Below are 13,452 nucleotides of genomic sequence, written 5' to 3'. Positions count from 1 at the left end.
TCATCCGCTCCTTCGTGGGAAAGACTATAATTACTTTTGCGGCATTTCTGCGCCGCTGCTATCTCGACGGACGGCGAACGCTGGCGGATACCCTTGCGGTATTGGGCGCAATTCGCAGCGATTTGCAATAGTTTTCCAGCCGACCCCAAGGTTTGGCTTGACGCCGCAAGCGCGGGTGACTATAGAACCGCAACTTTTCCAATAAGGCCAGACGGACTGCGGCCGGACACGGCGCCGGAAACGTGTTGTCCGAAACCAAAGAAGAATAGGTGCATCCATGTCCCGTAGTTGCGAATTGACCGGCAAGGGCGTCCAGTCTGGCAACAATGTCAGCCACGCCAACAACAAGACCAAGCGCAAGTTCCTGCCGAACCTGTGCAACGTCACGCTCATCTCGGACTCCCTCGGCCAGCGTTTCCGCCTGCGCGTTTCCGCAGCAGCCCTCCGCTCGGTCGAGCACCGCGGCGGCCTCGACGCCTTCCTGCTGAAGGCCGACGAGAACGAGCTGTCCATGCGTGCGCGCCTGCTGCGCCGCCAGATCGTCAAGAAGACTGCCGCCTGATCTTTCAGCGCGACTTTCTCTGACAGTTTATGAGGCTTGGCCGGACGTCCGGACAGGCCTCATTTCATTGAAAACATCGTTATTCCTCCAACTGGTGGCATCACCCAGGATAAAAAAATGCAGGCGAACCGCATTACCCTCATCTACGTCCTCCTGATGACGCTCGTCGTCGTCGCCTCGAACATCCTCGTGCAGTATCCGCTGCCAGGCATGCTTTTCGGCATCAGCCTCGGCGACATCCTCACCTTCGGCGCCTTCACCTATCCCGTCGCCTTCCTCGTCACCGACCTGACCAACCGCCAGTTCGGCCCGCGCACCGCGCGCAAGGTGGTCGTCGCAGGCTTTGCCGTCGCGATTGTCTTCTCCTTCGCCGTCGCCAGCCCCAGGATCGCCATCGCATCCGGGACCGCCTTCCTGCTCGGCCAGTTGCTGGACATCTCCGTCTTCAACAAGCTGCGCCGGCAGACCTGGTGGCGTGCACCGCTCGTCGGCTCACTGGTCGGCTCCGCGCTCGATACGCTGATCTTCTTCTCCATCGCCTTTGCCCCCGCCTTCGTGGTGCTCGGCCCCAACGAGCCCTTCGCAATCGAGCATGCGCCGGTCCTCGGCCTCTTTGCCGTCGAAGCGCAGCGCTGGATCTCCTGGGCGATCATCGATTTCGGCGTAAAGTTGCTGATGGGCCTGGTGATGCTCCTGCCCTATGGCGCGCTGATGAGCACGCTGAAGCCCATGCCGGCTGCGGAGAAGGCCTCGGCCTGACCAGTCGAAGATGCTTCCAGCGGGCCCGCCCGGGCAACCGGGCGGCCCGTTTGCGTTTCAGAGGCCGCCTGTCAGGCGGAATTCCAGCATCAGGTTCCGCTGCAGGATCGAGTGGTTGTCGTCGGAAACGAGGATGATGCGGACGTCGCCGTCCGGCAGCTGCATCACGTCGATCCCTTCCATGTTGTCGATCTGATGGCTCATGTCCGCATCCATCAGCACCTCCCCGTCCACCACCGCGCCCGGGCGGATCTCGGCACCCTTGATGCGGCGTATGCGCATGCCGATCCCATCGGAAAGCCGGAAGCGGCGTTCGAGCAGCAGCAGGTCCCCATCCGGCAGGAAGGCTCCGTCGGTGACATCGTAGGGATCGTTGCGGACGACGGCGAAGGTGCCTTTCGCCGGTCCGTCGAGAATGGCTCCGAACAGATTCCCCTGCCGGTCGAGACTGCGTTCGGCAACGATCACCGGCGCGCCGGCGAGTGGTCCGTCGACGGGAGCCATCGCCAGCGTCTCGAAACCGCGATTGTTGCGCAACTCCGAACGCGGGAACGGAAGCGGATAGCTGGCCTTCGGCGCTGAAGCCTCAAAGCCGGGATCAGGATAGACGTCCACGCGATGGCGCTGTTCGAAGCTGACGATCGCCGCTCCCGGCGCCAGCGCCAGCCCCTCCGCATCGACGAGCGTCTTGGCCTTCTCGGGTTCACCCCTGGCGTTGAGCATCGGTGTGATCTTCACCTCGGAAAGGCCCGACAGCGCGCCCTCTCCGTCTCGTTCGATCGCCCCCGTCATCCAGTGGCCGGTATCGAGCGCGGCGACGAAATGCTTCTGGTCAGGACGGAACCGGATCGAGGACATCGCCCCCACGAGCTTGTCCGGCGATGTGAAGGTTATGCCGCCGACGAATTCCAGCTTGCCGAAGGCCCGTTGCCCCGAGCCCACGGCGAAATGCTGGATCGTGCTGCTGTCGATTTCGAGCGAGACGCTGGTCGCAGAACCGGGTGCGGCAAAGACGCTCGCGGCCAGCACCAGGGCAAAGAGGGCGGACAGTCGCGTCATTGGCTCCCCGTGCCAAGCAAGCGCGCAACGCCGCCCGGATTGAAATTTCTCGTCAGCCGGCCCGGCGCAGGCCGGCCGGTCGTCTGCGGCTCGTCGTCTCGTCGGCGAAGAGCGCAGCCAGCTGTTCGGTCATGGCGCCCGCAAGCTCGTCCGCATCGACGATCGTCACGGCGCGCCGATAGTAGCGCGTGACGTCATGGCCGATGCCGATGGCCAGCAGCTCGACAGGCGAGCGCGTCTCAATCTGCTCGATCACCGCGCGCAGATGCCGTTCCAGGTAGTTCCCGGGATTGACGGACAGCGTGGAGTCGTCGACCGGCGCGCCGTCGGAGATCATCATCAGAATGCGGCGTTGTTCGGGCCGGGCCAGCAGCCTGTTGTGCGCCCAAATCAGCGCCTCGCCGTCGATGTTCTCCTTCAGAAGACCCTCGCGCATCATCAGTCCGAGATTGCGCCGGGCGCGCCGCCAGGGGGCATCCGCCGACTTGTAGATGATGTGGCGAAGGTCGTTCAGGCGGCCGGGCGTCTGCGGCTTGCCGCTGGCAAGCCACTTCTCGCGCGACTGCCCGCCCTTCCAGGCCTTCGTCGTGAAGCCGAGGATTTCCGCCTTGACGCCGCAACGCTCCAGCGTGCGGGCCAGAATGTCGGCGCAAGTTGCGGCCACCGTGATCGGCCGGCCACGCATCGATCCGGAATTGTCGATGAGGAGCGTCACCACCGTGTCGCGGAAGTTCGTATCCTTCTCGCGCTTGAACGACAGCGGCTGCATCGGGTCGATGATGACGCGCTGCAGGCGGGCCGGATCGAGATAGCCCTCTTCCAGGTCGAATTCCCAGGAGCGGTTCTGCTGCGCCATCAGCCGGCGCTGAAGGCGGTTTGCAAGCCGCCCCACCGCGCCCTGCAGGTGCGACAGCTGCTTGTCGAGGAAGGCCCGCAACCGATCGAGTTCGGCTTCATCGCACAATTCTTCGGCAGCGATCGTCTCGTCGAATTCCTCGGTGAAGACCGAATAGTCCACCTTCTCGTTGAAATCGCCGAAGATGCTCGGACGCCGGACCTCGCCTGGCGTCTCGCTGTCTTCGCTGTCCTCGTCGGCGAGTTCGTCGTCGGAAATCTCCGCGCCGTCCATCTCGCCTTCTTCCATCTGGTCCTGGGCGGTCTCGTTCTCGTCCGCAGGCGCTGCCTCTTCGCCGGCCTCTTCCTGCGATTCGCTCTCGTCTTCCTCGTTGCTGCGCGGCTGGTCCTCGTCTGTCTCGCTGTCCTGGTCGTCCTGTTCCGTATCCTCCTCGCCGATGTCCTCGGCGACGTTCATGGAGGCGAGCATGTGCCGGACGATCTTGGCGAAGGCCTGCTGGTCGTTGATCGCAGCCGACAGATCGCCGAAGTCGGCGCCGGCCTTGTCTTCGATGAAGCCGCGCCACAGGTCCAGCACCTGGCCGGCCGATTCAGGCGCCTTCTGGCCGGTCAGCTTCTCGCGCACGAGCAGCGCCACCGCTTCTTCCAGCGGGGCGTCCGCCTGGCGCGTAATCGCACCGAAATTCGCGCGGGCATATTTCTCGCTCAGCATCGAGGAGATGTTCTGCGCCATGCCGCTCATGCGGTTGGAACCGATCGCCTCGACGCGAGCCTGTTCCACCGCGTCGAAGATTGCGCGCGCATCCGTGCCTGGCGGCGACATGGTCGCGTGGATGCGGGGGTCGTGACATGCCTTGCGCAGCGCCATGGAATCGCCAAGCCCGCGCGTGACGGAAAGCTCCTCGCGTGTCGGCCGCTTGGAGAGTTCCGGCAGGCGCATGCTCTCGCCGGTCAGGCCCGGCCGCTCATTGGCGAACACCACCTCGATCTCGGCATCGCCGGCGACCGAACGGATGCAGCCGGTCAGTGCCCGCCGGAAAGGCTCGACATCGACCGGAGCGCCGGGTCTCGGCCTGGAATTGTCACCGCGAGCTGCTGCCATGTTTCACCTGTGCGGCCCTCAGGCCGTCGCCTCCAGCACGATGTTGGCAGCACTTTCCTTCAGCTCGACGCCAAAGGCGCGCTGATAGTGCTCGGCCACAAGCGGCCGCTCCAGCTCGTCGCACTTGTTGAGGAAGGTGACGCGGAAGGCAAAGGCGATGTCGCCGAAGATCTCGGCATTCTCGGCCCAGGTGATCACCGTGCGCGGGCTCATCACGGTCGAAAGATCGCCGTTGATGAAGGCGGCGCGCGTCAGGTCGGCGACGCGCACCATGCGCGAGATCGTATCGCGGCCGTCCTTCCGGCCGGACAGCGTCTTCACCTTCGCTGCGACGATATCGACTTCATTGTCGTGCGGCAGGTAGTTCAGCGTCGTCACGATCGACCAGCGGTCCATCTGCGCCTGGTTGATCTGCTGTGTGCCGTGATAGAGGCCGGTCGTGTCGCCGAGGCCGACGGTATTTGCAGTCGCGAACAGGCGGAAGGCCGGGTGCGGGCGGATGACGCGGCTCTGGTCCAGCAGCGTCAGGCGACCGGACGATTCCAGCACGCGCTGGATGACGAACATGACGTCCGGGCGGCCGGCATCGTATTCGTCGAAGACGAGCGCGACATTGTGCTGGTAGGCCCAGGGCAGGATGCCGTCCTTGAATTCGGTGACCTGCAGGCCGTCCTTGACCACGATCGCATCCTTGCCGACGAGGTCGATACGGCTGACATGGCTGTCGAGGTTGACGCGCACGCACGGCCAGTTGAGACGGGCTGCAACCTGCTCGATATGAGTGGATTTACCGGTCCCGTGATAGCCGGAAACCATGACGCGGCGGTTGTGGGCGAAGCCGGCAAGGATGGCAAGCGTCGTCTGGCGGTCGAACAGGTAGTCCGGATCGAGATCCGGGACATAGGCGTCGGCCTTCGAATAGGCCGGCACGCGCAGGTCCGTGTCGATGCCGAAGACCTCCCGAACCGAAACGGTGGTGTCCGGGAGGTTGGAAATGTCGAGGTCCATCTTGCTCATAATGTCTCCGCAGCAGACGCCGCTCGCATCCGCCCTATGTCCTGTTGCTGCCGACCTGCTCTAGCAGAAGCCGGCCTGCTTTAACAATTGATATGCTTGAATGACGGCCCGAAAACGCTCCTCGGATCCTCTGTCTCCGCCATTTGCGTCGGGATGGTGTTTTTTGACAAGCCCCTTGTAGGCGGCCTTGATGTCTTCGGTCGTCGCGTTTGCATGGAGGCCGAGCGTGTCGAAGGCCTTCGCCTCCAGCGTCTTCAGCTTGCGGGCCCTGGGCTCCATGCGCGGCGCTCTCCCGCGGCCCTCGTTGACGAAGCCGAAGGGATCGCGAATGCGCTGGTTTGCGCCGGCCGTGCCCGAGCGCACATTGCCATGCGCAGGACCGTTCTTCGAGGACTTGTTGACGCCGATCGTCCAGGTCGGGCGATGGCCGGTGATCGCCTCTTTCTGGTAGCGGGCGATCTCCGTATCCGACAGGCCGGAGAAGTAGTTGTAGCCCTTGTTGTATTCCTTCACGTGCTCGAAGCAGAACAGGAAGAACTGGCCCTCGGCATTGCGGCCGACCGGCGCCCGGTGGGCACCGGGCTTGTCGCAACCATCCCATTGGCACGTCGGCGCGACGGGTTCAGGCCGCTCGACACGCCGACGCGTCCGGATCCGGTCGAAGTATTTGGAATCGAGTTTCATGGGTCCAATTATGGGGCTCGCAGACGAGCACAACAAGAATTGACAAAGCGGATTGTTGCTGGCTTTTTGGGACCATTTTCGTGCAGAAAGCCCGCGTTCCAACACGCGCTTCGAAGGCAGACGAATGTCAGTGAAATCCCGGATCGAATATAGGTTGGCACAGGCGCTTTCGCCAGAGCGGCTCGAAGTGATCAACGAGAGCCACCTGCATGCCGGCCACCAGCCGGCGTTCGATGGCGGCGGCGAAACTCATATGCGCATCCGCATCGTCTCGGCGAGCTTTGCCGGCGTCAGTCGCGTCGCACGGCACCGAATGGTCAACGACCTCGTCAAGCCGGAGTTCGACGCGGGCCTGCATGCGTTGGCGATCGAGGCTGCGGCACCGGGCGAGCCGGTGCGGTGGTAGTGGCGCGCTGGTAGTCAGGGCTGGTAATCAGGGCTGGTGGTCAGGCCTGGTGGTCAGGTCTGCCGCTCGGCAGCCTCGGCCGTACGAATACGCAGGCGCGTGATCCGGTTCTTCACCCGCTTCATGACGATGAAGCGCTTGCCGTGGAAGGTGAAGGCCTGCCGCTCCTCGGGAATCGACTTCGATTCGTGGATCACCAGGCCCGCGATCGTCGTCGCCTCCTCGTCCGGCAACGACCAGTCCAGCGCACGATTGAGGTCACGGATGGCAACGCTGCCCTCGACGACGATCGAGCCGTCCGCTTCCTGGCGCACGCCCTGGATGTCGATGTCGCGCTCGTCCGACACATCGCCGACGACTTCCTCCAGAATGTCGCTGAGCGTCACCAGACCCTGCACCTCGCCATATTCGTCGACGACGACGGCAAGATGCCTGTTGCGCCGCAAAAAGGCGTTGAGCTGCTCGCGCAGGCTGGTCGTATCAGGCACGAACCATGGCTTTTCCGCAATCCGGGCGATATCGATCGTGGCAGGCTCCGCGCCTGGCTCCACCAGCGCGCGCAAGAGGTTCGTGCGATGGACGACGCCGATGATGTTGTCGGCCGACCCGCGCCAGAGCGGAAGGCGCGTGAAGGGACCGTCGAGCACCGCCCGCACGATGGCTTCGGGAGCGTCGTCGGCGTTCAGGCCGCGCATGGCGGTCCGGTGCACCATCACGTCGGAGACTTCGAGCTCATCGAGGTCGGACAGCCCCTGCCCCTTGTCCCGCTCCGCTTTTGAAGCGGCACCTTCCCGGCCGGCAGCCTCCCCCGCGCGCCCGTCGACAAGAGAAAGCGGGGCCGCATCCCGCCCGGCCGTCAGGCCGAACAACCCGAATAGCCGCTGCAGGATGCCGGTTCGCCAGATCATTTCGGATGCTTGTCCTTGAGGAAGGCCAGGACTTCCGAGGCCGGCACGTCGTCGGCGACGAAGGACTGCCCGATACCGCGCGTGAGGATGAAAGTCAGCTTGCCGGATTTGACCTTCTTGTCCTGCGCGATCGCGTCCATCAGGGTTTCGACCGGCGGCAGGACGCCCGGGATCTGCGCCATCGATATCGGCAGGCCGACCTCGCCCAGATGCGCCTCGACCCGACGCGCGTCGTCGGGGCTTGCAAGGTTCATCCGCGCGGAAAACTGATGCGCCAGCACCATGCCGATCGAGACCCCCTCGCCGTGCACCAGACGATGGCTGTCATATTCCGTTGCCGCCTCCAGCGCATGGCCGAAGGTATGGCCGAGATTGAGCAGGGCGCGCAGGCCGTTTTCCCGCTCGTCGGCGGCAACGACGTCGGCCTTCGCCTGGCAGCTGGTTGCGATCGCCTCTATGCGGGCATCGCCTCCGGCAAAAATGTCGCGCCAGCTCCTTTCGAGCCACGCAAAGAACTCCGGCTTGTCGATCAAGCCGTATTTGGCGACTTCCGCATAGCCGGCACGGAACTCGCGCGGCGATAGCGTGTCCAGAACGTCGGTGTCGGCAAGCACGAGGTCGGGCTGGTGGAAGACGCCGATCAGGTTCTTGCCGTGGCGGGAGTTGATGCCGGTCTTGCCGCCGACGGAAGAATCGACTTGGGCCAGAAGCGACGTCGGAACCTGGATAAAGCGCGAGCCGCGGCGCACGATCCCGGCAGCGAAGCCCGTAAGGTCGCCGATGACGCCACCGCCGAGCGCCACCACCGCATCGTTGCGTTCGATGCGCGCGCCGAGCACGCCGTCGCAGACATCCATCAGGTGCGGGAAGCTCTTGGTTTTCTCGCCCGCTGGCAGCACCTGCGACACGGCTTCTATTCCGCTTGCCGAGAGAGAGCGCATGAACGGCTCAAGATAGATCGGGGCGACATGCTCGTCGGTGATCACCGCGACCCGCCGTCCCTTCATCCGGCTACCGATTTCCGCGCCCGCAGCAGCAATAAGCCCGGGGCCGATCAGGATGTCATAGGAGCGCTCGCCAAGAGCGACGCGAACGCTGCGCCGGACGGGGGAGGATGGGGCTTGGGTCATGGGGATCCGTCACATCTGTTTGCCGGCGCTGGCGGCGATCGCAGCCAGAACGGCCTCTGCTATGATTTCCTTCCGGACATCACGCGACTGGACCGTGAGATCCGCCTCCGCATAGATCGGATAGCGCGTGTTCATCAGGTTTTCCAGGGTCTGCCGGGGGTTTTCGGTCTTCAGGAGCGGGCGGGTGTCGCGCTTGTTGACGCGCTCCCACAACACGTCGATGTCGGCCTTCAGCCAGACGGTCAGGCCACCGCGCTTGATGTGCCGGCGCGTCCGCTCGTTGATGAAGGCCCCACCACCGGTGGAAACGACGCGCGGCCCGGTCTTCAACAGTCGCTTCAGCACCCGCCCTTCCAGCGCCCGGAACTCGTCTTCGCCATAGGCTGCAAAGAGGTCGGTGATCGACATGCGTGAAACACGCTCGATCTCGTGGTCGGAATCGATGAAGGGCACGGAAAGCGATTGTGCCAGAAGCCTGCCGATGGCAGATTTTCCAGCACCCATCAACCCGACCAGGACAAGGTTTCGGCCACCGAGCGCAATGCGCGCTCTCTGCACGAGGTCTGGGTGGGCGGTTTCCAGCAGGCCGTTCATCAGGTGGTTCCGATTATCGCTCGAACCGGTATCTGCAAAACCGGCGAAAGCGTCAAGTGGCAGCCGCGCCTTGCGCTTGCTGCCTTGCAGCGCGATATAGGGAGACGGTTCCACGGAGTGCGCAATGCCCACCCTCTTCCGGTTTCTATTCTTCTGCGCGGTCGTTGCGGGCATCGTCTACGGCATCATGGTCGCATTGGTCACATTCGTCGAACCCCGTCCACGCGACGTCACCATTCGAATTCCCTCCGAACGGGTCAACCCCCAGCCATGAACGACCCCTCCGCTGTCCGGATCGAAGCCTTTCTGGAGATGATGAGCGCCGAGCGCGGCGCGGCCGCAAACACGCTCGCCTCTTACGAGCGCGACCTGGAGGACGCCCGCTCGTTCCTGATGGAACGGTCCGTGCGGATGATCGACGCCGTGCCCGACGATCTGCGGGCCTACCTGGCCCACCTCGCGCGCCAGGGTTTCAAGGCGTCCTCGCAGGCCCGCCGGCTCTCCGCGCTGCGTCAGTTCTACAAGTTCCTCTATGCCGAAGGCATGCGCGCAGACGATCCTACCGGCATTCTCGACGCGCCTCGAAAAGAGCGGTCGCTGCCGAAGACGCTCTCCACCGACGACGTGACGCGACTGATCGGCTTGGCCGAGCAGGAGGCGGCAGCCCCTGGAGAAACCCGCCTGCAGCGTCTGCGCATGTACGCGCTGGTGGAGCTTCTCTATGCGACAGGAATGCGGGTGAGCGAGCTTGTCTCGCTGCCGGCGACCGTGCTGGCCCAGAGCGGGCGCTTCCTGGTCATCAAGGGCAAGGGCAACAAGGAACGTCTGGTGCCGCTGTCGCGCTCGGCAATCGCGGCGTTGCAGGCCTATGGGGCGGCGCTTGCAGCCGACCGCGAAGGAAAGGGGGATCAGAAGGAAAGTGCCTTTCTCTTTCCTTCGGCAGGCAAGGAAGGCCATTTGCCCCGCCAGGTGTTCGCGCGCGACCTGAAGGCGCTCGCATCGCGCGCCGGCATCCGCGCCGCCACGCTCTCCCCTCATGTGATCCGCCACGCCTTCGCCAGCCATCTCCTGCAGAATGGCGCCGACCTTCGCGCGGTGCAGGAACTGCTCGGCCATTCGGACATTTCGACCACCCAGATATACACACATGTATTGGAAGAGCGCCTTCATCAGCTGGTGCAGGAACACCACCCCCTTGCCAAACAGGCAAAAAACCAGGAATAGAGCCGCCATTCCGCCGCTATCGCCTGTGATAGGTCGCGCGACGGAAGAGTTGGAGCAAACGATCGGAAACGCATCTCATGCACAATTACCTCGACTTCGAAAAACCTATCTCGGACCTCGAAGGCAAGATCCACGAGCTGCGCAAGCTCGCCGAAGAGGACGAGAGCATCGACACGTCGGACGAGGTTGGTCGGCTTGAGGCTCGCTCGCGCGAGGCGATGGTCGACATCTACTCAAAGCTGACGCCCTGGCAGAAGACGCAGGTCGCGCGCCATCCGCAACGCCCGCACTTTCTCGACTACGCGGCGAAGCTATTCGAAGAGTTCACCCCCCTTGCCGGCGACCGCAAGTTTGCCGAGGACGAGGCGATCCAGGCCGGTCTCGGCCGTTTTCGCGGCCAGTCGGTTGCCATCATCGGCCAGGAAAAGGGCAACGACACCAAATCTCGTCTGCGTCACAATTTCGGCAGCGCCCGGCCGGAAGGCTACCGCAAGGCGATCCGCGTGATGGAGATGGCGGACCGCTTCGGCCTGCCGATCGTAACGCTGGTCGACACGGCCGGCGCCTATCCCGGCATCGGCGCCGAAGAGCGCGGGCAGGCCGAAGCAATCGCCCGCTCGACAGAAATGTGTCTGAACGTCCGGGTTCCGATCGTCTCGATCATCCTCGGCGAAGGCGGTTCGGGCGGCGCCATCGCGATCGCAACCGGCGACCGCGTCTACATGCTTCAGCATGCGATCTACAGCGTGATCTCTCCGGAGGGTGCCGCCTCGATCCTTTGGCGCGACTCCACCCGCGCGAAGGAAGCGGCAAGCAACATGAAGATCACCGCCGACGACCTGAAAGCGCTGGGCATCATCGACGGCATCATCCAGGAACCGGTCGGCGGCGCCCATCGCGATCCTGAAGCTGTGATCGCCGCGACCGGAAACGTGATCGCCGATGCTCTGCGCGATCTCTCCGCAAAGCCGGGAGACCAGCTGCGCCGCGACCGCCGCCAGCGCTATCTCGACATCGGCCGGCAGCTCTGACGGGTACCAATACGAAGGAAATTTGCATGGGTTGCGGGAATATGGCCAAATCTTGGACATATTCCCGTGTTTTCAGCGTATCCACAGATCGCCGCATGCGCGAAGATTTGCCGTTTACACTGCATTAAGTATAAACGGGCATGATTCCGCGTCCGCCGCGCCGGTGTGACGTACTGCCTTACCAGCTATTTTGGAACTGACGCATGCGCCTCAAGGTACTCGCCGCTGTTTCATTGATCGCCCTGACCGTCGCGGGCTGCACCAACGACACGCTGGACGAAGTCGGCAGCGGCGTCGACGTGCGCAAGGTTTCCAACAAGACGCAGTACCAGCTTTCCGGCCAGGTTCTTTCGAAGATGGCGTCGATGAACATCGACCGCAACGCGCCGGTCACATTCCGCATCTTCAAGGAGGAAGGCAGGCTCGAAGTCTGGAAGGCGGACCGATCGAACCGCTTCCAGATGATCAAAAGCTACGAGATCTGTGCCTGGTCGGGCAAACTCGGCCCGAAGATCAAGGAAGGCGACCGGCAGGCGCCGGAGGGCTTCTATCCGCTCGGCCCCCAGCACATGAACCCGAACTCGCAATATTACCTTGCGATCAATACGGGCTTTCCCAACCGCTTCGACCAGTCCAACGGCTTCTTCGGCACCAATCTGATGATCCATGGGGCATGCTCGTCATCCGGCTGCTATTCCATGACCGACGAGCAGATCATCGAGATCTTCGCGTTCGCCCGCGACGCCTTCAAAGGCGGACAGAAGACGATCCAGCTCCAGGCGTATCCCTTCCGCATGACCGCGGAGAACATGGCGCGCCACCGCGACAATCCGAACATCGAATTCTGGAAGATGCTGAAGGTCGGCTACGACCATTTCCAGCTGACCAAGCGCCCGCCCGAAGTCGCCGTCTGCGACAAGAAATATGTTTTCAATCAGGTGAAGGCGGACGGGACTCCGTTCACCGGCGGCCAGTGCGAGGGGATTTCCACCGCGCCGCAATTGCAGGCAGCCCTGGCAGCCCGCGAGAAGTCCTATGCGGCCGAATATACCAAGGCCATGAAGAAGTACGACGGCACCGTGTGGCTGGAGCCGTCGGAAGCCCAGCGCAAGGCCATCGTCGCCGACAAGCGCAAGGGCCGCGAACTCGCCTATGCGCCGACCGGCAACTCGATCGATGCCGGCAAGCTCATGACGGTGCGCGAGATCGAAGCCCAGAAGAAGAGGGCCGAAGAGGAAGCGCAGCGCAAGATTGAGATGGCCGAGAGGGCCAAGCAGCAGGAAGAGGCGCGCAAGGCAGCCGAGCTGAAGAAGCTTGCAGACGACGTCGCCGCGCAGAAGGCGCAGCAGACGGCAGGGACCGACGTGGCCGTCCCGATCGCCAATCCCGGCCTGGCCTCCGTCCAAGCGGAAGCCGAAGCGGCGAAGAAGCCGTTCTGGAAGCTCTGGTCCAGCAAGGGCACCGCAGCGTCCGGCGCCTCCGGCGAAGCCACGGCGACTGCGACGACAGGTGCTGCTGCCCCGGCCGCCAACCCGACTCAAAGCAGCACCGCCGACGCCCCCCCGACCACCGCCGCCGACTCCACAGCCACCGACTCCACCGCGACCACAGGCGCCGTTGCGCCCGCGCCCCGGCAGCAGGAACAGCCCGCAGTGCCCCAATCGGCGCCGGCTGCGACCGCCGACTCCATTGCCGGCGCCGAAGGTAGCGAAGGCGCCGCGCCTGCGGAAACGACGGCGGACGCGAGCGGGTCGGAGAAGGTCCCCTTCTGGAAATTCTGGAAGAAGCAATGACCGCGGGCGCGAGCGGCGCGGGCGATGTCTATGACCTCAAGGGGCTGAAATGCCCGTTGCCGGTGCTGAGGACGCGCAAGCGCTTGGAGCAACTGCCCACCGGCGCCTCGCTCTGGATCGAGACCACCGACCCGCTGGCCGTGATCGATATCCCGCATTTCTGCAACGAGTACGGCCATACGCTCGAGGCGGACGAGCGCATCGACGGCGGCCACCGCTTCCTGATCCGCAAAGGCAACGCACCCTGACACAGGCCATGGCGCTATGGTTTCATTGGCGCTATCCGATCCCGCTGCGCCTGTGTACAGTCGCCCACGACACTTGCAGG

At 63.8% G+C, this 13,452-nt stretch carries 14 protein-coding genes and 1 pseudogene; 8 read left to right on the top strand and 7 right to left on the bottom strand.

Going from position 1 to position 13,452, the window contains the following annotated elements:
- Positions 1 to 277: 277 nt before the first annotated feature.
- Both rpmB and CRO48_RS18215 read left to right on the top strand, forming a co-directional pair.
- Entirely contained in the window at positions 278 to 562 is a 285-nt protein-coding gene (rpmB, locus tag CRO48_RS18220; RefSeq protein WP_097141289.1) for a 50S ribosomal protein L28, read from the top strand.
- 117 nt (positions 563 to 679) lie between these two features.
- Entirely contained in the window at positions 680 to 1,321 is a 642-nt protein-coding gene (locus CRO48_RS18215; RefSeq protein ID WP_097141288.1) for a queuosine precursor transporter, read from the top strand.
- Positions 1,322 to 1,378: 57 nt separating this feature from the next.
- Here the strand turns inward: CRO48_RS18215 and CRO48_RS18210 are convergent, their stop codons facing one another.
- Genes CRO48_RS18210 through CRO48_RS18195 form a run of 4 tightly spaced genes read right to left on the bottom strand, consistent with a single transcriptional unit; the run spans position 1,379 to position 6,038 of the window.
- Positions 1,379 to 2,380, bottom strand: coding sequence for an esterase-like activity of phytase family protein (locus CRO48_RS18210; RefSeq protein ID WP_097141287.1), 1,002 nt, complete (start codon positions 2,378 to 2,380; stop codon positions 1,379 to 1,381).
- Positions 2,381 to 2,432: 52 nt separating this feature from the next.
- Positions 2,433 to 4,337: a cobaltochelatase subunit CobT gene (gene cobT, locus CRO48_RS18205; RefSeq protein ID WP_097141286.1), complete on the bottom strand. Its 1,905-nt coding sequence runs from the start codon at positions 4,335 to 4,337 to the stop codon at positions 2,433 to 2,435.
- Positions 4,338 to 4,355: 18 nt separating this feature from the next.
- A complete protein-coding gene (cobS, locus tag CRO48_RS18200) occupies positions 4,356 to 5,354 on the bottom strand; it encodes a cobaltochelatase subunit CobS (RefSeq protein WP_097141285.1) in 999 nt (332 codons plus the stop codon).
- 60 nt (positions 5,355 to 5,414) lie between these two features.
- On the bottom strand, positions 5,415 to 6,038 hold the full coding sequence (locus CRO48_RS18195) for a J domain-containing protein (protein WP_407071937.1): 624 nt from the start codon (positions 6,036 to 6,038) through the stop codon (positions 5,415 to 5,417).
- 124 nt (positions 6,039 to 6,162) lie between these two features.
- Between CRO48_RS18195 and CRO48_RS18190 the strand changes: the two genes are divergently transcribed.
- A complete protein-coding gene (locus CRO48_RS18190; protein WP_097141284.1) occupies positions 6,163 to 6,444 on the top strand; it encodes a BolA family protein in 282 nt (93 codons plus the stop codon).
- Between the two features lie 53 nt (positions 6,445 to 6,497).
- Here the strand turns inward: CRO48_RS18190 and CRO48_RS18185 are convergent.
- The 3 genes and pseudogenes from CRO48_RS18185 to CRO48_RS18175 all read right to left on the bottom strand — a co-directional run.
- A pseudogene (locus CRO48_RS18185) lies at positions 6,498 to 7,241 on the bottom strand (transporter associated domain-containing protein); the annotation flags it as partial.
- 107 nt (positions 7,242 to 7,348) lie between these two features.
- Positions 7,349 to 8,482, bottom strand: coding sequence for a 3-dehydroquinate synthase (aroB, locus tag CRO48_RS18180; protein ID WP_097141282.1), 1,134 nt, complete (start codon positions 8,480 to 8,482; stop codon positions 7,349 to 7,351).
- A 9-nt stretch (positions 8,483 to 8,491) separates the two neighbouring features.
- Positions 8,492 to 9,076: a shikimate kinase gene (locus CRO48_RS18175; protein WP_097141351.1), complete on the bottom strand. Its 585-nt coding sequence runs from the start codon at positions 9,074 to 9,076 to the stop codon at positions 8,492 to 8,494.
- Between the two features lie 124 nt (positions 9,077 to 9,200).
- Between CRO48_RS18175 and CRO48_RS18170 the strand changes: the two genes are divergently transcribed.
- From CRO48_RS18170 to CRO48_RS18150, 5 genes are all read left to right on the top strand, one after another.
- Positions 9,201 to 9,350 carry a hypothetical protein gene (locus tag CRO48_RS18170; RefSeq protein ID WP_097141281.1) on the top strand — a complete coding sequence of 50 codons (150 nt, stop codon included), beginning with the start codon at positions 9,201 to 9,203 and terminating at the stop codon, positions 9,348 to 9,350.
- The gene (gene xerD, locus CRO48_RS18165) at positions 9,347 to 10,300 is read left to right on the top strand and encodes a site-specific tyrosine recombinase XerD (protein ID WP_097141280.1); all 954 of its coding nucleotides are present in this window, start codon (positions 9,347 to 9,349) and stop codon (positions 10,298 to 10,300) included. The genes CRO48_RS18170 and xerD overlap by 4 nt, the downstream gene beginning before the upstream one ends.
- 77 nt (positions 10,301 to 10,377) lie before the next feature.
- Entirely contained in the window at positions 10,378 to 11,331 is a 954-nt protein-coding gene (locus CRO48_RS18160) for an acetyl-CoA carboxylase carboxyltransferase subunit alpha (RefSeq protein ID WP_097141279.1), read from the top strand.
- Between the two features lie 203 nt (positions 11,332 to 11,534).
- Positions 11,535 to 13,124: a L,D-transpeptidase family protein gene (locus tag CRO48_RS18155; RefSeq protein WP_342588281.1), complete on the top strand. Its 1,590-nt coding sequence runs from the start codon at positions 11,535 to 11,537 to the stop codon at positions 13,122 to 13,124.
- Positions 13,121 to 13,372, top strand: coding sequence for a sulfurtransferase TusA family protein (locus CRO48_RS18150; RefSeq protein ID WP_097141278.1), 252 nt, complete (start codon positions 13,121 to 13,123; stop codon positions 13,370 to 13,372). Before CRO48_RS18155 ends, CRO48_RS18150 begins: the two co-directional genes overlap by 4 nt.
- The last annotated feature ends 80 nt before the right edge of the window (positions 13,373 to 13,452 follow it).

It is taken from the genome of Rhizobium subbaraonis, from assembly GCF_900220975.1.
Classification (GTDB): Bacteria; Pseudomonadota; Alphaproteobacteria; order Rhizobiales; family Rhizobiaceae; genus Mycoplana; species Mycoplana subbaraonis.
The sequence above is the reverse complement of the archived record's forward strand: the minus strand, read 5'-3'. Positions and strand labels throughout refer to the sequence as shown.